General features: G+C 72.7%; 18 protein-coding genes and 1 other RNA gene. 5 read left to right on the top strand and 14 right to left on the bottom strand.

All coding sequences use genetic code 11. The features are described from left to right. Positions 1 to 2: 2 nt before the first annotated feature. The 10 genes from AB0M30_RS07550 to AB0M30_RS07505 all read right to left on the bottom strand — a co-directional run bounded on the left by AB0M30_RS07550 (position 3) and on the right by AB0M30_RS07505 (position 11,296). Positions 3 to 608: a hypothetical protein gene (locus AB0M30_RS07550; protein WP_364581144.1), complete on the bottom strand. Its 606-nt coding sequence runs from the start codon at positions 606 to 608 to the stop codon at positions 3 to 5. Between the two features lie 3 nt (positions 609 to 611). Next, positions 612 to 2,693, bottom strand: a complete 2,082-nt coding sequence (locus tag AB0M30_RS07545) for a magnesium transporter (protein WP_364581143.1) — start codon at positions 2,691 to 2,693, stop codon at positions 612 to 614. Between the two features lie 109 nt (positions 2,694 to 2,802). After that, on the bottom strand, positions 2,803 to 5,754 hold the full coding sequence (locus AB0M30_RS07540) for an ATP-binding protein (protein WP_364581140.1): 2,952 nt from the start codon (positions 5,752 to 5,754) through the stop codon (positions 2,803 to 2,805). Positions 5,755 to 5,757: 3 nt separating this feature from the next. Next, positions 5,758 to 6,294, bottom strand: coding sequence for a hypothetical protein (locus tag AB0M30_RS07535; RefSeq protein ID WP_364581137.1), 537 nt, complete (start codon positions 6,292 to 6,294; stop codon positions 5,758 to 5,760). A 12-nt stretch (positions 6,295 to 6,306) separates the two neighbouring features. Continuing rightward, positions 6,307 to 6,573, bottom strand: coding sequence for a hypothetical protein (locus AB0M30_RS07530; protein WP_004562703.1), 267 nt, complete (start codon positions 6,571 to 6,573; stop codon positions 6,307 to 6,309). A gap of 457 nt (positions 6,574 to 7,030) precedes the next feature. Beyond that, positions 7,031 to 7,885, bottom strand: a complete 855-nt coding sequence (locus AB0M30_RS07525; RefSeq protein WP_364581135.1) for a hypothetical protein — start codon at positions 7,883 to 7,885, stop codon at positions 7,031 to 7,033. A 264-nt stretch (positions 7,886 to 8,149) separates the two neighbouring features. Next, an RNA gene (gene rnpB, locus AB0M30_RS07520) (RNase P RNA component class A) lies at positions 8,150 to 8,554 on the bottom strand. Between the two features lie 20 nt (positions 8,555 to 8,574). Then, on the bottom strand, positions 8,575 to 9,810 hold the full coding sequence (locus tag AB0M30_RS07515) for an FAD/NAD(P)-binding oxidoreductase (protein ID WP_364581132.1): 1,236 nt from the start codon (positions 9,808 to 9,810) through the stop codon (positions 8,575 to 8,577). Continuing rightward, positions 9,807 to 10,619, bottom strand: a complete 813-nt coding sequence (locus AB0M30_RS07510; RefSeq protein WP_364581130.1) for a ferredoxin — start codon at positions 10,617 to 10,619, stop codon at positions 9,807 to 9,809. The genes AB0M30_RS07515 and AB0M30_RS07510 overlap by 4 nt, the downstream gene beginning before the upstream one ends. An 8-nt stretch (positions 10,620 to 10,627) precedes the next feature. Then, positions 10,628 to 11,296, bottom strand: a complete 669-nt coding sequence (locus tag AB0M30_RS07505; RefSeq protein WP_364581127.1) for a DUF4142 domain-containing protein — start codon at positions 11,294 to 11,296, stop codon at positions 10,628 to 10,630. A 248-nt stretch (positions 11,297 to 11,544) separates the two neighbouring features. Between AB0M30_RS07505 and AB0M30_RS07500 the strand changes: the two genes are divergently transcribed. The 4 genes from AB0M30_RS07500 to AB0M30_RS07485 all read left to right on the top strand — a co-directional run bounded on the left by AB0M30_RS07500 (position 11,545) and on the right by AB0M30_RS07485 (position 17,169). Next, positions 11,545 to 12,123: a sigma-70 family RNA polymerase sigma factor gene (locus AB0M30_RS07500; protein WP_364581124.1), complete on the top strand. Its 579-nt coding sequence runs from the start codon at positions 11,545 to 11,547 to the stop codon at positions 12,121 to 12,123. Continuing rightward, a complete protein-coding gene (locus tag AB0M30_RS07495) occupies positions 12,120 to 12,527 on the top strand; it encodes a hypothetical protein (protein ID WP_364581122.1) in 408 nt (135 codons plus the stop codon). Before AB0M30_RS07500 ends, AB0M30_RS07495 begins: the two co-directional genes overlap by 4 nt. 31 nt (positions 12,528 to 12,558) lie before the next feature. Then, on the top strand, positions 12,559 to 15,444 hold the full coding sequence (locus tag AB0M30_RS07490) for an AAA family ATPase (RefSeq protein WP_364581120.1): 2,886 nt from the start codon (positions 12,559 to 12,561) through the stop codon (positions 15,442 to 15,444). A gap of 483 nt (positions 15,445 to 15,927) precedes the next feature. After that, positions 15,928 to 17,169, top strand: coding sequence for an SLC13 family permease (locus AB0M30_RS07485; RefSeq protein WP_364581118.1), 1,242 nt, complete (start codon positions 15,928 to 15,930; stop codon positions 17,167 to 17,169). A gap of 12 nt (positions 17,170 to 17,181) precedes the next feature. Here AB0M30_RS07485 and AB0M30_RS07480 read toward each other — a convergent pair whose 3' ends face one another. From AB0M30_RS07480 to AB0M30_RS07465, 4 genes are all read right to left on the bottom strand, one after another. Then, complete coding sequence (locus tag AB0M30_RS07480; RefSeq protein WP_364581115.1) at positions 17,182 to 18,924, bottom strand: hypothetical protein; 1,743 nt, start codon at positions 18,922 to 18,924, stop codon at positions 17,182 to 17,184. A gap of 198 nt (positions 18,925 to 19,122) precedes the next feature. Next, positions 19,123 to 20,340, bottom strand: coding sequence for a bifunctional RNase H/acid phosphatase (locus tag AB0M30_RS07475; protein ID WP_364581112.1), 1,218 nt, complete (start codon positions 20,338 to 20,340; stop codon positions 19,123 to 19,125). Next, positions 20,337 to 21,074 carry a C4-type zinc ribbon domain-containing protein gene (locus AB0M30_RS07470; RefSeq protein ID WP_103340571.1) on the bottom strand — a complete coding sequence of 246 codons (738 nt, stop codon included), beginning with the start codon at positions 21,072 to 21,074 and terminating at the stop codon, positions 20,337 to 20,339. Before AB0M30_RS07470 ends, AB0M30_RS07475 begins: the two co-directional genes overlap by 4 nt. A 9-nt stretch (positions 21,075 to 21,083) precedes the next feature. After that, positions 21,084 to 21,905 carry a Nif3-like dinuclear metal center hexameric protein gene (locus AB0M30_RS07465; protein WP_364581108.1) on the bottom strand — a complete coding sequence of 274 codons (822 nt, stop codon included), beginning with the start codon at positions 21,903 to 21,905 and terminating at the stop codon, positions 21,084 to 21,086. Between the two features lie 112 nt (positions 21,906 to 22,017). Here AB0M30_RS07465 and AB0M30_RS07460 point away from each other — a divergent pair, with 112 nt between their 5' ends. Continuing rightward, positions 22,018 to 22,440, top strand: a complete 423-nt coding sequence (locus AB0M30_RS07460; RefSeq protein ID WP_364581106.1) for a hypothetical protein — start codon at positions 22,018 to 22,020, stop codon at positions 22,438 to 22,440. The last annotated feature ends 537 nt before the right edge of the window (positions 22,441 to 22,977 follow it).

The following is a 22,977-nucleotide window of genomic DNA, read 5'->3' as shown; positions in this document are numbered from 1 at the left end:
GGTCAGTGCGCCTGGTCGTAGTCGGCGACCCGCCAGCCGGCGTTCGTGCTCACCACCGTGATGGCCAGCTTCGGCCCGTCGGTCGGGATGGTGACCTGGACCGACTTGGCGTACGACGTACCGGCGACCGGTTCACCGGTGACCTTCTTCGCCGGGATGTTCTCCGGGGCGACCGTCGCCAGCACCGGCAGGTACTCCTCGGTGGTGAACGGCTTCAGCTGCGCCACCCACTGCTCCGAGGTCATCCCGTCCGGGTGGTTGACCCAGGCCGTGGCCCACTGCTTGGCGACGCGGAGGGCGTCGGCGTTCGGCGTCGTCGGCGTCGGGGTGGCCAGCGGCGTGGACAGCCGGGTCGGCAGGTTGGACGTCGGGACCGGCGCCGCGACGCCGGGGGCGGTCGTCGTCATCGAAGTGGTGGTCGTCCCCGGACCCGGCGGCGACGCCTTGGCCTGCGGTTTTCCGACGACCTTCGGCAGCACGATGCCGAGCGCGGTGACCAGGATCGCCAGGAAGATCAGCGTCCCCATCAGGTGCCGGGGCGAGCGCAGCGGCCAGCCCCACAGGCGCCGGTAGACCGCGGCGCGGCCGCGGTTGGTGCGGATCGGCATCGGTCACCGCCCCATGACGTGGTCGGTGTCCCGCGGTTCCTCGCGGACCTCGATGCCCCGCGACGGCCGGTACAGCACGAAGACCGGCTTGCCCGCGACGACTTCGGGGTCGACGCGACGCGGCTGGGCGCGCACGCCCGGCACCCGCGGCGCGTCCTGCGCCGGGAGGTCGCTGAAGCCGGATTCGGGCGCGCGCAGGTCGGACGGCACGACGACGGGCTCGGGCTCGTCGCTCCAGCGCCGGTCGGCGACCGGCGAGGTGTCGACGCGCCGGCTCTCCTCCCGCGTCGTCGGGCGGCCACCCGCGCCGACGACGACGTACTCGCCGCCGTCGCCGTTGGCCGGGTTGTACTGGCCGAACACCGGGGCGCCGGGGCGGCCGCCCGCGGGCAGCGCGCCCGCGGAGCCGCCGGCTCGGACGGCCCCCGGCCACGCACCGGACCAGGCGGCGGCCGGCCGCGACGCGCTCGAGGAGTTGTCGAGGCGCTGGGCGTTGGCGAAGATCGTGGCTTCCGGCCGGAAGCGGCCACCGCCGGCGGTGGCGCCGAGCGGACCGCGCTGCTCGCCGTCGACGACGTCGTCGGTGTCGCGCACGTTCTGCCAGAACTCGTCCTGCGGCGTCGGCCCGCTGCGGTTGCGCCGGAACCGCGAGAAGATCCCGCCGCCCGGCGACGGCACGGCGGCGCCGACCATGCTGACCGACATCTCGACCATCTGCCACAGCCGCCGCACCGGGCGTCCGACCATGAACAGCAGCACGGTGATGAGCCCGGCGAGCACCATCTGCGTGAGCATGTTCAGCGAGTTGCCGGCGTCGAAGATGGCCTGCAGCAGAAGGGCGTGCACGCCGGCGAGCACGGAGAGCACGACGAGGTTGAAGGCGACCCCGCCGGCGACCTTGAGCACGCGGCGCAGGATCTCCGGGTGCAGGAGGGCGACGAGGCCGATCAGCGGGGCGGTGAGGGCGAAGAGGCGGATGAGGACCTGGGCCAGGAGGACGCTCGCCTTGGCCAGGAGCTGGAAGAGCGAGTAGACGAGGGCTTGGCCGAGCGAGAGGAACCCGGCGCCGGTGCGGCCGCCGGCTTCGCCGGTGAAGTAGCCGGTGGCGGGGCCGAGCTTGGTGGAGATGTCCTTGTAGGCGTTCTTCTTGCCGTCGATGACGGCCTGGTTGCCGTCGTCACCGTTGACCAGCTGGTTGCGGGTGAACGCCTGAGCGTCGAGCAGCGGCTTGCCGAACTGCTCGGCCTGCGGCGCCGCCGGGGTGCCGAACTCCCCGCGCAGCCAGTTGTTGTAGACGATCTGCGTGTGGAGCTGGGTCGGCAGGATGTCGCGGACGATCCGGTCGCCGCTCTCGTCGACGAACCCCGCCTGGATGTTCGTCGTGGTCTGGACGATCGCTTTGTCGATCGGGTCGAAGTACCGCAGCATCGCCAGTGACGACGCCGCCAGCCACACCCCGGCCAGCGCGTAGAGCGCCCGCTTGCTGACCGCCGCCAGGTCACCCCGCCAGATGTTGCGGAACATCATGATCGACAGGATCAGCGCGACCAGGCCGAACAGCTGGGCGTAGATGTTGTTGTAGACCTTCTCGGCGCCCGACTTCACCGCGTTGTAGATCGGGTTCAGCAGGCCACCCTCGAGCACCGTGTAGTGCAGCGAGTTGGTGGCGCCGACGATGTTCTTGCCCAGGTTGAACAGCTGGTTGCCACCCCAGGTGTCCAAAGTGGACCCGGCCGGGGTCAGGTTGATCCCCGAGCAGTCGGTCTCGAACGTGTTCCACACCATGCCGGCGTAGCTGTAGTCGATGTAGGCGCTGTTCGGCTCGCCGTGACCCTCCGGCGGGTCGATCGCGCCGACCATCCCGGCGCCCGGGCGTTCCGGGTTCGGCGCTTCGCCGCACGCCGCCGCGCTGGCCGCCGGGGCCGTGGCGATGGCCTGCAGGCCGAGGACCAGCATCACGGCGAACATGGTCGCCTTGCGGCTCGGCACGCGCCGGGCCGGCGAGCCTCCCTTGATGCGGCGCTTCGCGGCGTGCCACCCGGCGGCCAGCGTCAGCAGGACCGCCAACGTCAACAGGGTGTTCATGCCGCACCACCCGCGGCCGTGCCGGGAGCCGGCTCGGTGCGGCGGCCCGCGACCCGGCGGCCGGGGCCCGCGCCCTGATCCGCGCGCACGCCTCGTTCCCGGGCCGCGTTCATGCGGCGTCCCGGCCGGTGCCGCCCTTTCCGCCGGTCCGGGCGTGCTGTTGCCCGTTCGACGGCTGGACGCCGCCCTCCACTTCGCCTGTCTCGGATGCCAATGGGTCCGGTGCGCCCAGGAGGTTCTCGTCGGCCAGGCCGACCTCCAGTTCCGCCGCCAGCTCGAAGTCCTGCTCCAGCTCGATGTCGTCCTCCGGCGGGACCGCGACGTACGGCTTCTTCTCCTCCGGGGGCAGTGCCAGCTCGTTGCCCGGACGCCGCGAGGGTGCCGCGTCCTTCGACCCCGGGGTCGTGTCCATGACCGCCCGCAGGTGGTCCAGGTGCGGGCCGGAGAAGTCGACGCGGATGCGCTCCACGCCCCCTGCTCCGTCGCCGAAGATGAACTGGCGGGGCTCGACGTCTCGCTCCAAGCCGCGCTGCTGGGCGCCCGGACGTCGGCCCAGGGCCGCCACGACCTGCTCGTAGCCGACTCCGACGGGCACCTTCAGCAGCCGGAGAGCGTCGGCCTGGGCGTCGTCGTCGTCGAGACGACCGACGAACACGGAGTCCAGCAGGGTCACGAAACCCTGGATCTTCAGGAAGTCCGCCGGGATCTGGGACGACAGCAGCACGCGGACGTTCCACTTGCGCGAGTCACGCGCGAAGCGGTTCATCAGCACGCGCCCGGTCGGGACCTCGGACAGGAAGAACGCCTCGTCGATCCAGACGCCCTTGCGCATCTCCTTCGGCTTCTCGTACACCGACCGCTGGGTCAGCCACGCCGCCAGGTTCAGCATCTCGACGCCGAGGGATTCCGCGTCCGTCCAGTACTCGCGGGGGACGCCGTCCTTCGGCAGGGTCAGGCCGGCCATCGTCAGGACCGTCAGGCGGTCGTCACGCGTTTCCGAGTACGGGTCCGCGTCCGTCTCCGGGATGAGCAGCGCCATCCGCTCGCGCATCTCGTCGAGGAAGTCCGCGACGACGCCGGCGTGCTCGTGGTGTTCCGAAGAATCCCGGCGCAGGGCATCGATCACCTGGCCCGGATCGGCGTCGAAGCGGCCGCCGACGGCGCGGACCGCGCGCAGCAGCACGATCCGCGTCTGCGCCATCCGCGACACCTCGTACGGCAGCACACCGCTCAGCACGTCGAGCACCAGACGGCGTCGCGTCGCGCCGGCAAGGGCTTTCTCGCGGCGCCAGGAGCGCTCGGGGTCGTCCTCGTCCATGAAGTGCTCGATCAGCGGCTCGGCGACCACCCGGTACGGGTTCAGGATCCCGGGCTGGGCGTTGAGCAGGTTGATCGGGCGCGCGTACGGCCGCAGCTCCGGCAGGTCACACAGCCGCGACAACGGGCCTGACGGGTCGAGGATCGTCCAGTTGGCCCCCGCGCGCAGCGTCTTGTAGACAATGCCGCCGCCGAGGAACGACTTACCACCACCCAGGCCCGCCACCATGGCCGTCAGGCCCGAGCCGTCGCGGATCTCCTGGGCCATCCACGGGTCCCAGGCCACCGGGCGCCGGGTCGCCGTGCACGTCTCGCCGAGCAGGATGCCGCGGCGGTCGCCGACCTCCGCGGTCGCCGTCGGGACCGCCGAGGACGCCCAGACGACCGAACCGCGGCGCATGTACGCCGCCGAGGCCAGCGGCTCGCCCGGGATGAACTCCCGGGCCATCGCGTACTGGGCCTCGGGGTGCTCGATGGCGATCTTCGGCTTGTACAGGTCGAGCAGCTGCTGGGCCAGGCGCAGCGCGTCGCGCTCGGTCGGGCCGGACACCGCCAGCCGCCACCAGGAGCGGACGCGGGTGGCGAGCGCGGTGAAGCCCGACGTCATCTCGTCGTCGATCTCCAGCACCCGGCCGGCCTGGCGCGACAGCGACTGCGGCGGTTCGAGCTCGTGCTCGTCGGTGTAGTGCTTGACCTGCGAGCGCACCTTGTTCATCTGGCGCTGCAGCTCGCTGGCGACCTCTTCGGGACGCCGGACGTAGATCCGGGCGGACACCTCGACCGCCGCCGGCAGCCGGTCCGCGTGCTGGATCCACGGGTCGTCGACCTCGGGGATCTGCAGGCCGTGCATCTGCCCGACGGTGAGCACGGCCAGGTGCCGCGAGACGCCGGCGTTGGAGCCGGTGCGGCCGCGGACGGTCACCGTCGGCGCGTACGGGTCGGCGTAGTAGTCGGCGGCGTCGGTGAAGCTGGCCAGGTCTTCCGGCTCCCAGGCCGCGCCCGGCACGGCGGGCATGTTCCGCGGCGCGGGCAGGCCGAGGGAGCACGAGCGGTGCATCAGCCAGGACATCTCCTCGGCGTGCACCGGACGGCCTTCCAGCCCGGCGCTGCCGATGACCTGGTCGAGGTGCTCGACTTCGGAGTCCAGCGCGGTCAGCTCGGCGTCGACGGCCTCGGGCAGGATCTTGCGCAGCACCGGCGCGGCCCGCTCGACCGCGCGGTCGACCATCCGCCGGGTCTGCACCTGGACGCCGATGTAGACCTCTTTTTCGGCCATCGAGCGGCCCATCAGCTGCTGCTGCTCGCCGATCAGGTAGTCGTCGAAGGACAGCGCGCCCGGGACGTCGTGGGGGCGGCCGTGCGCGTTGTAGACGTGCGCCTCGGCCCACATCCGGATCGGGTACGGGCGGTTCGTCACGCGCAGGTGCAGCCAGCGGCCCTGCAGCTCGGCGTACTGGCCGGCGATGGCGGCGATCAGGTCGCGCCGCTGGGAGTCCGAGCGGAACGACCAGCGCTGCGGCGCCAGCCGGTACCAGGCGTAGACCTCGACGCCGGTGCGGACCAGGTGCCCGTCGATGCTGCGCACCGCGATCGACGGGGTGTACGCGGGAATCGCCTGCTCACCGGGCAGGCGCGCCTTGTTCCCCGAGCCGTTCCGCGACGCGCGGACCTGCTCGGGCGGTTGCCATCCGCCCGAGTGGGTGTCCCGACCCCGTTTTCCTCGGCTACCGCCGCGACCGAACAACGACTACCTCCCGGCCCGAGCCGAGTTGCCCCGGCTCCGGCGCGCTCGTGGTGCTCCCTGGTAAACCGGCGCAGTGGCGCGAAGCGCCCCCGTTGAGGGTGGTGGCGGGGGCATGGGTGGAGTGGCACCCGGCGGGCCGCCGTGGTGCTGGTACTGCCGCCTGCGGCGGTGCTTCGGCAGCGGGCGCTCGGCCCGCACCCGGACGCGGCTGGCGCTGACCGCGCCTCCGGTGCCCGTGGTCCGTACCCGGGGGGTGTTCAGCTCGCGGCCCGCCATCGCGACCACGGTGCCGAGCGGGCGCTCGTGGCTGATCTTGGCCGTGAGCAGCCGGGTGATCGCGATGGTGGCGATGAAGCCCCACGCCGTCGAAAAGAACCCGAAGCTCCACCCGGCCCAGCGTTCGACGCCGAGGACCACGAAGAACGTCGGGATGCCGATGAGCCACGCGACGTACCGGGCTCTCCAGGGAAAAGTCGCTTTCGGCGGGCCGAGCCACACGGCGTCGACCCGGTACACCTCGTCGTCGGTCCTGATGCGCACGCGGACCCCGTCTCAGCCGGTGAACAGGCCGGCGATCCACTGGCCCACGTTCACGCCCGCGCCGCTGACCGCGAGACCGATGATGGCGAGCGCGATGACCACGCCGGCGAGCCGGCGCATGACACCGGCGTTGTCGCCCTTACCGCCGCCCAGCCACAGGAGCAGGAGTGCGACGGCCAGCAGCACCAGGGGGATGACGTTGTCGAGCAGCCACTGGCGCACGTTGCCCGTGCCCAGTTCGCCGGCGGCCAGCGTGTCGAGGGTGGTCAAGGTCATCATCGCGATACTCCCGGTGCGCGGTGGAGCCCGCGCGGTTCTGGCTCAGGCGGTGCTTCGAACAACATCATGGGGGCTACGAGGGGTAGTGGTCAAAGTGCACAGCGTAGAGACCGGCTGGCTCGTCAACCGGCGTGGCGCGGGTGGCACACGAAATCTCCACGCCCACCATCATCGCGGCAAGGGCCCTCGGGTTGAACCCCGGCCACCCATACTTCTCAGTGTGCTGACGAACTCACCCCATTGCTCGGGATTTGCTCACTGTGGGTACTGGTGCTCTGGCCGTTGTGCGGCCTGGAACAGTGTTGCATGACACGAACGGCCGCGTCCCCCGAGTCCGCTCTGTGACAACGCTTGGCCGGTCGGCGGCCATGTCGATCTTCGACGCGAGTGCTGTCCGTCACGGGGTGCCCGAAACTTCACAACTTTTTCACTACATAGCGTGATCTTGACTGGTCGATCAGCTCATCGGCCGGCGGAAGACGCCGTCCGGGAAGGCGCCGGCCTGGACGATCCGGCGGCTGAGCCCGCGGCACAGCTCTTCGAGCCGGGCCGTCCGCTCGGCACCGAGGTGGAGCCACGGCGCCCGCGCGGCGGACTCGGTCGCGATCTCGACGGCGGCCCGGATGGTGGTGCCCGCCTCGGTGAGCCCGCCCTCGGCGTCGAGGATGCCGCGGCCGGTCAGCGCGGCCTCGGCGGCCGCCCACTGCTCGTCGCTCCAGCCGCGGGTCAGCTTGGCCGGGGCGGTGGCGAACCCGCGACCGGTGGCGACGTGGGTGACCAGGGCGTCCAGGCCGCTCAAGCCGTTCAGGAGGAGGGCGGCGATGTGGCCGTCGCCGCGGTGCTCGCGGAGCAGGGTGATCGCGTGCCAGAGGACGAGGTGCGGCTCCCCCGGCCAGGCGAGCCCCGCGTGCGCGGCGTAGAGGGGACGTCCTTCGCCGGTGCACCCGTTGCTCGCCTCGCGCGCGAGTTCGGCGGCTTCGGCGACCTCGTCGCTCTTGACGTGGTCGCCGAGCAGGCGGGTCAGCGCCTGGTCGACGCCCTCGAGCCGCGCGTCCAGGACCTGGTCCGGCGTCGCCAGGGTCCAGGCGCGCGGGATCACGCGGGCGACGACCTCGGGGTTGAAGTTGTAGAAGGTGGCCGCGACGACCTCGGGCCCGACGGCCCCCATGGCCGCCGACCGGCTCGCGAAGTACGGCATCCGGCCCGGCCGCAGGCCGATGCCGGTGAGCGCGGCATCGACTTCGGGCGCGAAGTACGAGAAAGCGTGCAAAGAATCGAAAGCCGCCTTGAACCGCTTCTCGTCACCCGACATACCGGCACCCTACTACCGAGTAACCACCCGGCGGAACCACGAGCCAGGTACCCGGAGGGTCGGCCCGCGCACCTGAAGGGTCGGTTGGCGTACCTGCAGAGTCGGCTTGCGTACCTGGCAGGTCGGCTTGCGTACCTGGAGAGTCGGCTTGCGTACCGGCGGGCGGCTGGAGAGCCGACCGTCCGAGTACGCGAACCGACCGGCTGGGTACGCAGGCCGACCCTCGGGGTACGCGGGCCGACCGGCTGGGTACCGGGCTGGAGGCGGACGAGCTGGCATGTAAGCCGGATCCTGTTCCCCGGTCGCCTTGCGGCTCGCGGGGCGGCGGCCATCCATCTCGGCCTGCCGTCGCCGGCAGGCTCCAGCGGCCTACCCGCAGGCTCGGACGGGCCGTCCTCGAACGCCTGCGCAGGAGCCCGGGGGCTCCCTCTTGGCCTTGCTCCGGGTGGGGTTTACCTAGCCGTCCCGGTCGCCCGGGACGCTGGTGGTCTCTTACACCACCGTTTCACCCTTACCCCCGTCCGAATGAAGCACGGCCGGGGGCGGTCTCTTCTCTGTGGCACTTTCCCGCGGGTCACCCCGGGTTGCCGTTAGCAACCACCCTGCCCTGCGGAGTCCGGACTTTCCTCGGGCCGGGTCGCCCCGGCCCGCGACCGCCCTGCCAGCTCGTCCGCGTGCTGGATCGTAGCTCAGTAGCCGGCCACCGCCCCGGTGCGGTGGCGGGGCCGGACCTCGGGCGGGGGCTCGGCGGGCGCCGGGTGCTGGCGGGCCAGTTCGGCCGTCCAGTGCAGGACGGCGGCGGGGCTGTCGAGGCCGATCAGGCCGACGAGCCGGCCCTGGCGGACGAAGCCGGTGATGGGCCGGGTGCCCGGGACCGGCGACTCCAGCAGCACGGTGTCGGTGGCCAGGGACGGCCGGCCGGCGACCTGGATGCGGACGCCGTGCTGTTCGGACCAGTAGCGCGGCACCGGCGTGTAGGCCGGCGAGCCCTGGGGGCCGGCGAGGAGGTTCTGGGCGGCGGCGCGGCTCATCTCGACGGCGTTCAGCCAGTGCTCCTCCCGGTGGGGCGCAGGGTCGAAGCGGAGGTTGGGCCAGCGGGCGACGTCGCCGGCCGCGACGATCGTCGACGAGCCGACGACGTGGCAGGTGGGTCCGCAGACGACGCCGTCGTCGAGCGGCAGCTTGGCGCCGCGCAGCCAGGACACCGCCGGGACGCTGCCCACGGCGACGACGACGCAGGCGACCTCGAGCGCGCGGCCGTCGGCGAACTCCAGGCCGACGTGCGTGGGCGCGGGCCGCCAGCGGCGGATCGTGGTGCCGAGTTCGAGGCGGACGCCGCGGGCGGTGTGCAGCGCCGTCAGCCATTCGCCGATGTCGGGCCCGAGGACGTCGGCCAGCAGGGACCTCGCCCGGCCGAAGAGGACGACCTCGCGGTTCATCTCGCGGAGGCTGGAGGCGACTTCACAGCCGATGAAGCCGTCGCCGATCACGGCGACCGGGCCGGGGTTGCTGGCGAGGGCGCGCTGGAGGGCGATCGTGTCGGCGAGGGTGCGGACGACGACCACGCGCGGGTGGCCGTGCGGCGCGCCGGGCATCCGGCGCGGTTCGACGCCGGTGGCGATGATCAGGCCGTCGTAGTGCAGTTCCTCGTCGCGGAGGTGGACGACCTGCCGGTTCGGCGAGAGCGCGGTGACCGGCGTGTCGAACCGCCATTCGGCGTCGACCTCGAGGGGGTCGGCGAGCAGCGTGTCGGCCCGGCTGACCGCGCCGGTGAGCAGCTGCTTGGACAGTGCCGGCCGGTGGTAGGCGATGTCGGGTTCGGCGCCGAGGACGACGACTTCGCCGTCGAACCCGAGTTCGCGCAGCCGTTCGGCCGCGCGCAGGCCGGCGAGGCCGGCTCCGGCGATGACGATGCGTTCGCTCATCGGGTGGCTCCCAACAGGTGGATGGCTCTCATGGGGCAGGCGCGCGCGGCGGCCTGGACGTGCGGGACGAGCTGGGCACCCGGGCGCTTCTCGTAGGCGAGCTGCCCGTCGAGGCCGAGCTGGAAGACCTGGGGCGCCTCGGACTGGCAGACCCCGTAGGCGTGGCAGCGCTCGCTGTCGACGTCGACGCGCACGGTGGCCGGCTCCGGGTCGTCCCCGGCGGGCGGCGGTGTCACCAGGCCCGCGCGGGCCAGCACCGCGGCGGGCAGCACGCGCAGGACCGACAGCAGCACCGGCGGGACGAGCAGCGTGATGCCGGTGAGCCAGACGACGGCGAGGTGCCCGCTCGCGATGGCGCCGAGCCAGGCGTGCACCGCGAGCAGGCCGATGGCGAGGTACCCGGCCTGGTGGAAGCGCAGCCAGCGGCCCTCGCCGGCACTGCGGCGCAGCCCCGCGGTCACGGACACGGCGATGACGAGCTCGAGGCCGGCGATGCCCAGCGCGTGCCGCGGCGTGCCGTCGTAGAAGGGGAGGAGCAGGTCGGCGACGCCGAAGGGGTCGTCCTCCAGGAAGAGGAAGGTCAGCCCGTGCATGGTCCCGGTGGCGAGGGTGAACGCGGCGAGCACGACGTGCCCGGTGCGGATCGCGTCCTGGCCGCTGAACCGGCGGACCCAGCCGGTGGCGGCCAGCACGCCCCAGCACAGCGTCAGGCACATGCAGAGGTAGGTGAGGCGGCCGGACAGCGCGGCGGCCTCGGCGATCCCGGTGTCGTGCGGCGACACCGGGATCAGCGCGGCGGAAAGGGACATGGGGCGGCTTACCTCCGGGTGCGCGGCGAGGGCCTGCCGGGGGTTCCGAGCAGGCGGAGCAGGCCGAACGTGGCGACGGCGGCGAGGGCCACGAGAACGGCGCCGGCGGCGAGGGCACCGCCGCCGAGGGTGTCGTCCTCGGTGGCGGAGACGAGCAGGGACGTGGTCTCGGCGAGCCCGGTGCTCTCCAGGAGCGTCAGGTGCCCGAGGGAGGTGTCGACGGCGGTCTGGGCGAACGCGCGGACGTCGTCGTCGCGGGTGCCCGCGCGGACGTCGGAGGCGAGCCCGAAGAGCGTGCCGTACTCGGCGCGGAGGCGGTTGACGTAGGCGCGGTCGAACGCGTCGCCGGAGTCGGCGGCGATCTCGCCGGCCCAGCCGCGCTCCTGGTCGGTCGGCTCCCCCGGCAGGGTGACGGCGAGCCGGTCGGCGACCGCGCGGAGAGCGACGTCGAGGCGGGCCTGGTCGTCGGCGATGCGGACGGCGACGGCCCGCACCCGCCGGTTGGTGGCCCGGTCGGCGGCGAGCCTGCTCGACGGCACGGACCACAGCGTGTGCTGCTTGAGCCGGGTCAGCAGGGCGCGGTCGGACTGCTGCAGTTCCCCGGCCGACGCCGGCACGGCACAGCCCAGCACGAGCGCGGTCGCAGCGGCCAGCAACGCCACGAATCGGAGCGGCATCCCCGTTGTCCCTTCGCAAAGAAGTCCTCACCTCCTGTTACGGGGAGAAGGTGTGATCCGGTTCTCGCCGTCACCTTTTAGTGACCTGTGATGTGTATCACAACACCCATTGTGAACCGGTCTGCGGCGGCGCGCGCCCACACTGCATCGAATTGAGGCGTGAAACTAATGCATATGGCCTATTAAGTGATTTTGCGCTACGCTCCGATGACCCCACGGTCCGCCAGTCAGGTGAGGTTGCGAGCTTTATGGAAGCACCGGGAAGAGAAGGTCGCGGCCACGTCGGCTACGCGTCGTCCGCGACCGCGGTCGACACCGGCCCCGCCGCGCGAGACGACCTCGTCCCGCTGCTCTACAAAGACTTCCGCGCCACGCTGTTTGCGCAGGTCATGAGCCTGACCAACCATGATCGGCAGTGGGCGGAAGACGTGGTGCAGGAGACCATGATCCGCGCCTGGCAGCACTCCGACTCGCTCGAACGCGAGCCCGGAATGCTGCGCGGATGGCTGCTCACGGTGGCCCGGCGGATCGTCATCGACGGCTGGAGGAATCGCCGCGTCCGCCCGCAGGAGGTCGCTCTGGAGATCCCGGAAAACGCCGAGTCCACGGACCGCACGGACAGCTCGTTAGCCGCGCTAACGATTACTGGGGCATTGCGGGAACTGGACGCCAAATATCAGTCCGTCATCTACGAGACTTATCTCGCGGGAAACACCGTTCGACAGGCGGCGGAAATTCTCGGAATTCCCGAGGGAACTGTCAAATCGCGGTTGTACACGGCGATGCGGCAATTGCGGAAGGCGCTCGGGGAAGTGACGATCCGATGAGGGAGCGGAAGGGGGACGCCGCGGCCTACGGGCTCGGCGTCCACGATGATCCGGAAGAGTTCGAAGCCCACCTGCTGGGCTGTGCCCGCTGCCGGACCCGGGTCGCCGGGTTCACCCCGGTGGCCGGCGCACTGGCGGAGGCGGTGCGGCTGGGCTACCTGCCGCCGGGGGACGGTGCGGCCCGGCGCCGGAAGTCGGCCGGGGCGGCGGCCCTGCGGGGACCGGTGGCCGGCCCGCTGCTGCTGCTCGCGCTCGGCGTGGCGACGATGGCCCTCTGCGGGGTCCGGCCGGTCGCGGGGAGGACCCGGTTCGCATCCACTGCGTCCATCGTCTCCCCTGGTCAGGTCGTGGCCGGTACCGGCCGCGGTCCGCGGTGTCTCCCGTGGTCGGCCGGTTTCCAGTAGTCTGCCCCAACCCAACATGAAAGTCCTTACGGTGGATACCGAAGTAAATCCCGAGCACCCCGCCAGCGGGGCTTCGGTACCGAAGCGTCCCGCCCCGCGGCTCCCCGGCCGCGAGCCCGAGCTCGGCCGCCTGACCGGGCTCTTCCCGGTCGTGCTGGGCGGCACGGCCGCCAGCGCGGTGCTGGCCGGCGAGTTCGGCATGGGCAAGAGCGCCGTGCTGCGGACCGCCGGGGCGCTGGCCGCGAACGCGGGCTTCACCGTCGCGACGGCCACCGGGTCGCGGCTGGAAAGCCACCTGGCCGGCGGGCTCGTCCGCCAGCTGGCCGACGCGCTCGATGGGCCGGAGGCACCCCCGCGCCCGCCCGTCGCCGAGCTGTGCGGCTCGGCCGGCGAGAGCGAAGCGCTCGACCTGTTCTTCCGGATCGTCCGCGACGCGGCCGAGCGGGGTCCGCTGTTCCTCGGCATCGACAACATCCACCTGGCCGACGCCTGGTCCATGCGCTGCCTGGCCTACCTCCGCAGCCGCGTGCTCGACCGGCCGGTGCTGCTCGTCCTGACGTCCGTCATCGGTTATCCCCCGCACCGCGAGGTCGCGCTGCTGGACATGGTGGGGAGCACGCCGGTCACCATCACGCTGAACGGCCTCGGCGACGCGGCCGCGGCGGAGATCCTCAGCCTCGCCCCCGGGGAGCTGGCCTCCGCCTGCCGCGAGGCGACCGGCGGCAACCCGGTGCTGCTGCAGGCGCTGCGGCCGCGGCTGCTGCCCGGCGCGGACCCGCACGAGCTCGGCTCGTCGCTGATCGGGCAGGTGCTCACCACGCGGGTGCAGGAGTTCCCGCACGCGCCGGCCATCCTGCACGCGGCGGCGATCCTCGGTGAGGACGCCGGCTTCGACCTGCTGGCCCGGCTGGCCGGTGTCGACGAGCTCGACGCGCTGCAGGCGATCGACACCCTGGTCCGGCTGCACGTGCTGAACAACAGCGACCAGCCGACGCTGACCTACTCGTTCGTCCGCAACTCGCTGTTGAAGGACATGCCCCAGACCACGCGGGCGGTCAACCACTCCCGGGCGGCGAAGCTGCTGACGGAGGCGGGTGCACCGCCCGAGCGCGTGGCCGCCCACCTGCTGGAAGCGACGTCGATCCGGATCCCGTGGGCGGTGGACGTGCTGCGGCTGAGCGCGCGCGACGCGGTGTTCTCCGGGCGGTCCGAGCTGGCCGCCCGGCACCTGCGCCGGGCCCTGGAGGAGCGGCTGACCTCGGGACGCCGGATGGCCGTGCTGCTGCAGCTCGCGCACGCGGAGTTCCAGTTCGACCCGCCCGGCGCGGCGAAGCGGGTGCGGGAAGCCGTCGACACCGTCGGCAACCGCGAGACGGCCGCGTACATCGCCACGGCGATGCTGCTGTCGCTCTGCGGAGGCCAGGACGCCCGGCTCGGGATCAGCGCCGCGGGCCAGATCGCGGCGCGGCTCGACGCGGGCGGCCCGGACGCCGTGTGGCCGCTGCTCTGCATGACCTACCTCGCCGAGGCCGGCAGCCGGCTCGGCCCGCCCCCGGAGTTCCGCGACTTCGAGGAGCAGTGGGCGCCGCTGACCGACCCGGCGGCCCAGCGGAGCCGCTCGGCGCTGCTGGCCCTGGACGCCGTCCGCAGCGGCGAGTCGGCGCCGGACGCCGTCGGGCACTTCGCGGACGCGCTGAGCCAAGCCGGGGCGCCGCCCCGCGCCGGGGCCCCCGACACCCGGAGCCCCCGGGAGCTGGATCAAGCCGGGGCGCCGCCCCGAGCGCTGAATGGCGACGACGGCGGCGAGCTGTTCGAGCAGCACTACTTCTTCACGCTGGCCACCGCGGTGCTCGCGGACGAGCCGGCGCACGTCGACCGGCTGTGCCGGGTCCTCGACGTCGAGCGCGAGCCGTGGGACGTGCACGTGCCGCACGGGGCGCTGCCCACCCTGGCCCGCGGGATCGCGCTGCAGGCCAGCGGCGACCTGCAGCGGGCGAGCGTGCACTTCGAGTCCCTGCTGCGCCGCTTCGACGAGCGCGGCGGGACGACGACCTGCCCGGTCGGCGTGCTGTGCGCGGCGAAGCTCGTCGAGTGCTGGGTGGACCTCGGCCGGTTCGAGGCGGCGACGTCCCTGCTGGACCGGATGGACTTCGTCGCGAGCCAGGGCCTGTTCACGCACACGTACCTGCTGTACGCGCGGGGCCGCCTGCGCGTCGCGACGGGGTACACGCGTTTCGGGTTCGAGGACCTCCTCAGCTGCGGGCGGCGCCTGGCGCACCACGGCATGCGGTTCCCGGGGTTCGTGCCGTGGCGCGCGCACGCGGCCCGGGCGGCGCTGGCCCTCGGCCAGACCGACGACGCGGCCCGCCTGGCCGAAGAGGACATCAACGCCTCGGCCCGCTGGGGCGCGGCACGGCCACTGGGCACGGCGCTCACGACGCTGGGGCTGGTCCGCGAGGACGACGAGGCCGAGCGGGCGCTGCAGAAGGCGATCACGACGCTGCGATCGTCCCCGGCCCGCCTGCAGCTGGCGACGGCCCTGACGGAGCTCGGCACGCTGCAGTCCCGGCACGGCCAGTCCGAAAAGGCCATCGAAACGCTCCGGCAGGCGGTGGAGCTGAGCGAGCAGTGCGGAGCGCGCCCGCTGGCCCGCCGGGCGGCGGAGGAGCTGCGCTCTTCGCGGCGCGCGCTGACGCCGGCGAAGGACAACGAGCACGGGCTGACCCGGCAGGAGAACCGCATCGCGGTGATGGCGGCCCAGGGACTGACCAACCGGGAGATCGCCACGGCCCTGCACCTGACGCGGCGGACGGTGGAGCTGCACCTGTCCGGGGCGTACCGGAAGCTGGGGATTCCCGGGCGGGCGGAGCTCGGCGGGGCGCTGGCGAAGTCTTCGCAGCGGGTGGATGGTCGCTGAGCTCGGGTTTTGGGCGGTGTGCGCGGGCGGGCGATGAGCCGTTCGCGGGTCGCGCAGGTTCGGCTGGTGCAGCACGCGGGTGGGGCTGAGCCGTTCCCGGATCGCGCAGGCTCAGCCGGTGCAGCACCCGGCGGCCGCTGAGCTGAGGCAGCGGAGGTTGCGGGCGTGGGCGAGCGCGAGGGGGCGCTGAACCGTCTCGGATCGCGCAGCCTCGGCCGGTGCACCACCCGGCCGCTGAGCCTGAGGCAGCGGAGGGGTGCGCACGGTGCAAGCGCGAGAGGGCGCTGAGCCGCTTCCGGACCTCCGCAAGCCCCGCCGCGCAGCCCCGCGGAGACCCTCTGAGCCAAGGCCGCGCAAGCTCGCACTTCGGCCCACCGCTTCGGGCGGCTATGTCCAGTTTGGACTCCCGCCCGCGGGGGCGCCCCCCGTTCTCCACGCTACCCGGCGGCACCGACAAAACCGGGCCGCGGTTAGCGTGAACGCGTGAACCTCCTCGCGGGCGCGGCCAGCCTGCTGCTCCTGGCCGGTGTGCTCGTCTTCGCCATCGTCCGGCCGCGGGGGTGGCCGGAAGCCGTCGCCGCCGTGCCGGCCGCCGGGGTCGTGCTTCTGCTCGGGCTCGTGCCGCCCGCCGCCGCCGGGGCGCGGGCCGTGGAAATCCTGCCCACTCTCGGCTTTCTCGCCGCGATCCTGCTTTTGTCCTTTTTGGCCAGTGTCGACGGCGTCTTCACCTGGCTCGGCAACCGGCTCGCCGAGGCGTGCCACGGCCGGCCGCGGCGGCTGCTCGTCCTCACCTTCGCCGCCGCCGCCGGGGTCACCGCGATCCTCAGCCTGGATGCCACCGTCGTGCTGCTCACCCCGGTGGTCCTCGCCACCGCCGGCAGCCTCGAACTCCCCGCGCGGCCGCACGTCTACGCCTGCGCGCACCTGGCCAACTCGGCGTCGACGCTGCTGCCGGTGTCCAACCTGACGAACCTCCTGGCCTTCGCCGCGTCCGGGCTGACCTTCGCCGGGTTCACCGCGCTGATGGCGTTGCCGTGGCTGGTCACGATCGCCGTCGAGCTGGTCGTGTTCCTGTGGTTCTTCAAGACCGACCTGCGGCCGCGCGAGACGCCCGAACCGCGGCAGCACCTCGAGACGCCGACCTTCGCCCTCGTCATCCTCGGTCTCACGCTCGCCGGGTTCGCGGTCGGGCAGCTCGGGCACGTCGAGCCGGTCTGGATCGCCGCGCTGGCGGCGCTCATCCTCGGCGTGCGGGCGGTGGCGCGGGGCAAGATCCGGCCGTGGCAGCTGGTCACCGAGGCGGCGCCGCAGCTGTGCCTGTTCGTGCTGGGCCTGGCCGTCGTGGTCGAGGCCGTGTCGGAGCACGTCCTCGGCGGGGTGCTCCGCGAGGTCCTGCCGTCCGCGACCGGCCTGGTCGACCTGCTGGTGGCCGCGGGCGTGGCGGCGCTGCTGGCCAACCTGGTCAACAACCTGCCGGCGACGCTCATCCTGCTGTCGGTGCTGGGCCCGCACCCGGCGCCGGGCGTGCTGCTGGCGGTGTTGCTCGGCGTCAACATCGGCCCGAACGCGACCTACCTCGGCTCACTGGCGACCCTGCTGTGGCGCCGGACGCTCCCGAAGCCGCCCTCGCCGAGGACTTTCCACGCCCTGGGGGCGCTCACGACCCCGCTGAGCCTGGCCGCGGCGACCGTCGCGCTCTGGCTGAGCCTCGGGTTCGCGACCTGACGGCCGATAACCTCAGCTGGGCGTCGTGATCGTCTGGCCCGGCTTCATCGTCGCGCCGCAGTCGTCCAGCGGACCGCCGAAGCGGTCCGCCGCCACGGCCGGGATCGTCTTCGCCGCGTACTCCTGGGCCGCCTTCAGCTTCGCCGGGTCCGTCACCGCGTCACGCCGGACCCAGTCACCGTTGCGGAGGCCCTCGATCGGGGAGCTGTAGATCAGCACGTAGTCGCGGTCGAGGCGGGGGTCCAGCGCGATCCCGTTGCCCGCCGCCCAGGGGCCCCACGAGTGGATGAACGTCGGCTTGACCGTGTCGAACACGTAGTTGCGCAGGCCCGCCAGGTCGTTCTCGTGCACCAGGTCGGCGATCGGCTTGTTCACCAGGCCGGCCATGTCGACCAGCTCGAGCCGGCTGGTCATCGACGAGCCGCCGAGGTCCGGCAGCAGCAGCGACGCCTTCTGCACGCCGAGGATGTCGGCGTAGGTGTTGAAGCCGCGGCCGAAGCGGTCGGCCACCAGGCACGCCGTGATGTTCGGGTTCTTCGCGAACTTGTCCGCCGCGGCCGCGAACCCGATGGCCGACGGGACGAACGCGCCCACCAGCACCACGACGACGCCGACGCGCAGCAGCGCCCGCCGGTGGCGCAGCAGCTCACCGGCCGAGAGCGTGCCCGCGATGACCGCCAGCGGCCAGATCGGGCTGGCGAACCGGTGCTGGTACATCCAGTCGGCGACCATCACGCCGTAGGCGACGATCCCGAGCCCCAGCGGCACGAGCAGCGCGATCAACGGACGCCGCCACGGCGCCTTGACCAGCGCGAACACGATCACCAGCGCCAGCGCGATCACGCCGGCCCAGCCCGCGTAGCCGACCAGCTCGAACGGCCGCTTCACCGCGTCGAACCCCGGCAGGCCCTGCTGCTTCGCCACCGAAGGGTTGGCCAGCAGCCGCCCGAACTCCGAGTGCCGCCACAGGACGTACGCGCCGAACGGCACGGCGAACGCCGCCACCGACAGCAGCGCGAGCCGGAAGCTCTTCCAGAACAGCCCGGACCGAAGCAGGAACAGCGCCGCGAGCGGGTACGCGCCCGCGTAGATCAGGCCTTCCGGGCGGGTCAGCGCGGCGAACGCCACCAGCACCCCGGCCCACACCGCGACCTTCGGCGTCAGCAGCTTGTCCCGCCGCACCGACACGAACAGCGTCACGCCCAGCGTGACGACGACGAACGCGAACAGCGAGTTCTCCAGGCCGGACACGACCCAGATGACGTACGACGGGATCGTCGCCAGCGTCAGGCCGACGACCAGCGTGGCCAGCCACGCGAAGCGGGTGAAGATCTGCTTCGCGGCGATGTGGCAGGCCGTCAGGACGCCGCCGGTGAACAGCAGGCCCAGCGCCTTCGGGAACAGCACGTAGTCCGGGAGGCCGAAGAGGGCGCCTTGGTCGAAGAGGCCGACGAGCTTGCCGAGGCCGAGCAGCACCATCCACGTCGGGTCGGAGAAGCCCTCGACCGGCGGCGCGCCCGGCTGCAGCACCGGGCCGAGGCCGTCGGCGAAGCTGCGGGCGTAGGAGAAGGTGATGGCGGCGTCGTCGACGATCCAGTGGCCGTAGCGGGTCGCGTGGACGGCGACGGCCGCGACACCGGCGAGCACGGCCAGCACCGGCGCCAGGCGCGCGCCCCAGCCGCGGGCGGCCGTGGTGGTGGCCGGGTCCTCGGGGACGTCGCTCGGGGAGGTCTCGGTGAGTGCGCTAGCCGTCATGTCCTCGTCACTGTTCCGCCCGCAGGCTTCTGCCGGTGGGATACGCGCGAGCCGGCGCCCCCTTGCTGGACCCGGAGGCCGGACCCGACACCGCGGCGACGCGGTCGAGACACTGTAGCCAATACCCCATCCGGGGTCCGCCAGGCGTCGGGGTCGAGCGTGATCCGCCCCACACTTCTGTAAATATCTCAGCGCCGGTCAGGCCAGGTGCGAGGTGTCGTTGACGAGGCGGACCGACGCGTTCCCATCGGGGTAGAACTCGACGATCGACAGCGACGCCAGGTCCAGGTGCAGCCGGAACAGCAGCTGCGGGCCGGCGTCGAGGCCCATCCGGAGCAGGGTCTTGATCGGCGTCACGTGGCTGACCAGCACCAACGTCCGGCCGCCGTGCTCGGCGATGAGCTCGTCGCGGGCCTTGCGGACACGCCGGTGGACGACCTCGAAGCTCTCCCCGCCGGGCGGCGCCACCGCGCTGTCGCCCAGCCAGGAGCGGTGCAGTCCGGGGTCGCGGTCGGCCGCTTCGGCGAACGTCAGGCCTTCCCACTCGCCGAAGTCCGTCTCGATCAGGCCGGGGTGGGTCTCGACGCGGCCGCCGAGCGCGTCGGCGACGGCCTGCGCGGTCTGCTTCGTGCGGGTGAGCGGCGAGGAGATGATCGGGACGGCCTCGCCGTCGACGACCAGGCCCTCCATCGCGGCCAGCCGCTTCGCGGCCGCGGCGGCCTGCGTGCGGCCCACTTCGGTCAGCGGGACGTCGCCGCGGCCGGAGTAGCGGCGCAGTGCCGACATCTCGGTCTGGCCGTGGCGCAGCAGGAGCAGCCGGGTCGGGGTGCCCTGGGCGCCGGTCCAGGGCACCGCCGCGCGGTCGGGCTTGCGGGTCGGCAGCTTCGGCGGGTCGGCCGCGGCTCTGGGTTCCCGTTCGGCCGTGGCGGGTCCGCGAACGACGGTTTGCCGGGCGACCCGGCTGGCCCGGCCGGCCGTGGCGGCGCCGGGGCGGCCGGCCGCGGGCTTGCCGGTCGCGGCGTCCATGGCCTCGTTGGCCAGCCGGTCGGCGTGGGAGTTCTGCGCGCGCGGGATCCACTCGTACTTGACGCGGGAGAAGCCCCCGGCCAGCTCCTTGGCCCGCTCGGCCAGCGGCTGCATGTCCGGGTGCTTGATCTTCCAGCGCCCGGACATCTGCTCCACCACGAGCTTCGAGTCCATCCGTACGTCCACAGTGGACGCACCGACCTCGGCCGCGGCGGCCAGGCCGGCGATCAAGCCGTTGTACTCGGCGACGTTGTTGGTGACGACCCCGAGACTTTCCTTGCGCTCGGCGAGGACCTGGCCATCGCTGTCCTTCACCACGGCGCCGTAGCCGGCGGGACCGGGGTTGCCCCGCGAGCCGCCGTCGGCTTCGACCACGACATGCGACGTCACAGACCCGACTCCAAGGTCCGGACCAGGATCGCGCCGCAGTTCTCGCACTGGATGACGTCGTCCTCCGGCGCGGCCTTGATTTCGTTGACCGTGTTGCGGTCCAGCTCCAGCTGGCAGGCGCCGCAGCGGCGGGCGCGGAGCAGCGCGGCCCCGATGCCCTTGTGCTCGCGGACGCGCTCGTACAGCTTGAGCAGCGGCTCCGGGAAGCGCGGCACCAGCTTCACGCGGTCTTCTTCGCGGCGCGCACGGGTGGTGTCGAGGTCCTTGAACGCTTCGTCGCGGCGCGCGATCGCGGCGGCGACCTCGGCCTCGGCCTTGTCGACCTCGGCGCCGGTGCGCTGCGCGTCCAGGCCGAGGGCCTCGCGCTGCTCCATCAGCTCCAGCAGGTCGTCCTCCAGCGCGCTTTGGCGCCGCTCCAGCGACTGCAGTTCGTGCTCGATGTCGGTCATCTGCTTCGAGTTCACCGAGCCGGAGGCCAGGAGCTTGCGGTCGCGGTCCTCGCGGGCGCGCACCGACTCGATCTCCTTCTCCTGCCGGGCGATTTCACGGTCGAGGTCGGAGGCGGCGGTCTCCACCGAGACGAGCGCGTCGCGGCGCTCGCGGGCGGTCTTCTCCCCCGCGTCGATCTCGGCCAGCTCGGGCAGGGTGCGGCGGCGGTGCGCGGTGCGCGAGAGCTCGGCGTCCACCTTGGCGAGCTCGAGCAACTGGCGCTGCACGGCGGGTTCGGCCTTCACGGTGCTCCTCTAAATCGATGTGCGCTCGGCGCGGACGTTCCACGGGTCGGTGCGCCGCGTGGAGACGTGAACGTCGACGTTACCCGCAAAGGCCCGCGCCACGAGCGCCGAGGCTTGCCCGCACCAGGGCCACTCGCTGGCCCAGTGCGTCAACCCGACCAGCGCGGGCACCGGGCCGCGGCCCGCGAGGTGCTCGCCGGCGGGGTGATGCCGCAGGTCCGCGGTGACGAAGGCGTCGACGCCGGCCTCGGTGGCCTGCTTCAGGTAGGAGTCCCCGGCCCCGCCGGACACCGCGACGGTGCGGATCGGGCGGCCGGCGTCACCCGCGCCGAGCACGCCGGGCACGGTCGCGGGCAGGGCGTCGGCGACGCGCTGGACGAACACCGCGAACGGCTCCGGCTCGGGCAGTTCGCCGAGGCGGCCGATGCCGGTGACGCCGTCGGCCTTCGGTTCCAGCGGGCCGGTGACGCGCAGCCCGATCGCCTCCGCGAGCGCGTCGGAGACGCCGGGGTCGGCGGAGTCGGCGTTGGTGTGCGCGCAGTAGAGGGCGATGCCTTCGCGGATCATCCGGTGCACGAGGGCGCCCTTGGCGGAGTCGGCGGGGACGCCGTGCACGCCGCGCAGCAGCAGCGGGTGGTGCGCGACGATCAGCTGCGCGCCGCGTTCGACGGCTTCGTCGACGGTCTCGGCGACCGGGTCGACGCAGAACAGCACCCGGCGCACGGGTTCGGCCGGATCGCCGCAGACGAGGCCGACGGCGTCCCACGACTCGGCGAGCTCGGGCGGATAAGCCTGTTCCAGCACGGAGATGACTTCGGAAAGGGCGGGCACGCGGTGATTTTCGCATGCACGGTCGGGAGCCGTGCGCCTTCGGTCGTTGCTCGTCACGGTGACAGCGGTCCGGGCCTGCGCAACCCGCGGCCGCCACGAGCGTCCGTACGGCGTGACGAGGACGAAGTGGATGATCGCCGCGGTGGGTGCGGTCGCGGCGCTGGTCGCGGCCGGCGTGTTCGTACTGGGCGGTGCCGGTTCGGCGGACGGGATCGTGACGGCGATCCACCCGGACGGCCGGGTGGAGTGGACGGACGCCCGGTTCGTCAAGGCCGAGGAGCAGGGCCGCATCGCCGAACAGGTCCCGGGCACGGCGCACAAGGCGGTCCTGGCCGGTGACGTGCAGATCTTCACGGGAGTCGGCAGCTGGTGCGCGTCGGCGGCCGCGGGCCTCGCCATCGGCTCCGACGGTGCGGGCGCCAACCCGTGCACCCGCGCCGAGTTCCTGGCGACCACCCCGGACAGCCTGTACGCGGTCAAGATCACGGCGAAAGGCGACGTGGTCACCCGGATCGCGGAGTACTACCACCCCTGACCCGGGACGGGAGGCGCCCCGGCGGCACCAGGCCGCCGCGGGCGCCGGGAACGGTCAGTTGCAGTTGCCGCAGCAGCCGCAGCCCTGGCCGGTGCACTTCGAGCAGCACCCGTGCATGATCGCTCTCCTTCCGGTTCGCGTCCTCGCCCGATCGACGCTAAGTGGGCGCCGTGGGCCGCGGATACCGCCGTGTGGGCGGGTGACCGGGTGAATGCGGTGGTTACGCTCGGGGCGCTCGAGGGTGGTGCTCGCGGCGGGGGATGCTTGGTGGGGCGGGTTATCGCCAGGCTGATGGCGGGGGTCACCTCCGCGCGCGGGTCGATGGGGCCGCGGCGCATCTCGCCCATCCGAACTCCCGGGCCAAACGGGGCGGCCTCCACGCGCGCCGCCTGCCGGGCTGCGGGGATCGCACCCACCCCGTCCGACTGCAGCGAGCCAAGCAAGGAACGTTCGCGCCCGCCTACCAGGCCGCGGAGGGCATCGCCCCGCGCGCGGGGAGCAGTCTCCACGCGTGCCGGCCGATAGGCCGCGGGCCAT

Origin of the sequence: Amycolatopsis sp. NPDC051716, from assembly GCF_040681595.1 — a bacterium.
In the GTDB taxonomy this organism is placed as follows: Bacteria; Actinomycetota; Actinomycetes; order Mycobacteriales; family Pseudonocardiaceae; genus Amycolatopsis.
The sequence above is the reverse complement of the archived record's forward strand: the minus strand, read 5'-3'. Positions and strand labels throughout refer to the sequence as shown.

What these genes read in the sequence shown, in the direction of transcription:
- AB0M30_RS07550 (WP_364581144.1), bottom strand. Translation starts at nt 608, where the DNA reads ATGCCGATCCGCACCAACCGCGGCCGCGCCGCGGTCTACCGGCGCCTG.
- AB0M30_RS07545 (WP_364581143.1), bottom strand. Translation starts at nt 2,693, where the DNA reads ATGAACACCCTGTTGACGTTGGCGGTCCTGCTGACGCTGGCCGCCGGG.
- AB0M30_RS07530 (WP_004562703.1), bottom strand. Translation starts at nt 6,573, where the DNA reads ATGATGACCTTGACCACCCTCGACACGCTGGCCGCCGGCGAACTGGGC.
- AB0M30_RS07525 (WP_364581135.1), bottom strand. Translation starts at nt 7,885, where the DNA reads ATGTCGGGTGACGAGAAGCGGTTCAAGGCGGCTTTCGATTCTTTGCAC.
- AB0M30_RS07515 (WP_364581132.1), bottom strand. Translation starts at nt 9,810, where the DNA reads ATGAGCGAACGCATCGTCATCGCCGGAGCCGGCCTCGCCGGCCTGCGC.
- AB0M30_RS07510 (WP_364581130.1), bottom strand. Translation starts at nt 10,619, where the DNA reads ATGTCCCTTTCCGCCGCGCTGATCCCGGTGTCGCCGCACGACACCGGG.
- AB0M30_RS07505 (WP_364581127.1), bottom strand. Translation starts at nt 11,296, where the DNA reads ATGCCGCTCCGATTCGTGGCGTTGCTGGCCGCTGCGACCGCGCTCGTG.
- AB0M30_RS07500 (WP_364581124.1), top strand. Translation starts at nt 11,545, where the DNA reads ATGGAAGCACCGGGAAGAGAAGGTCGCGGCCACGTCGGCTACGCGTCG.
- AB0M30_RS07495 (WP_364581122.1), top strand. Translation starts at nt 12,120, where the DNA reads ATGAGGGAGCGGAAGGGGGACGCCGCGGCCTACGGGCTCGGCGTCCAC.
- AB0M30_RS07480 (WP_364581115.1), bottom strand. Translation starts at nt 18,924, where the DNA reads ATGACGGCTAGCGCACTCACCGAGACCTCCCCGAGCGACGTCCCCGAG.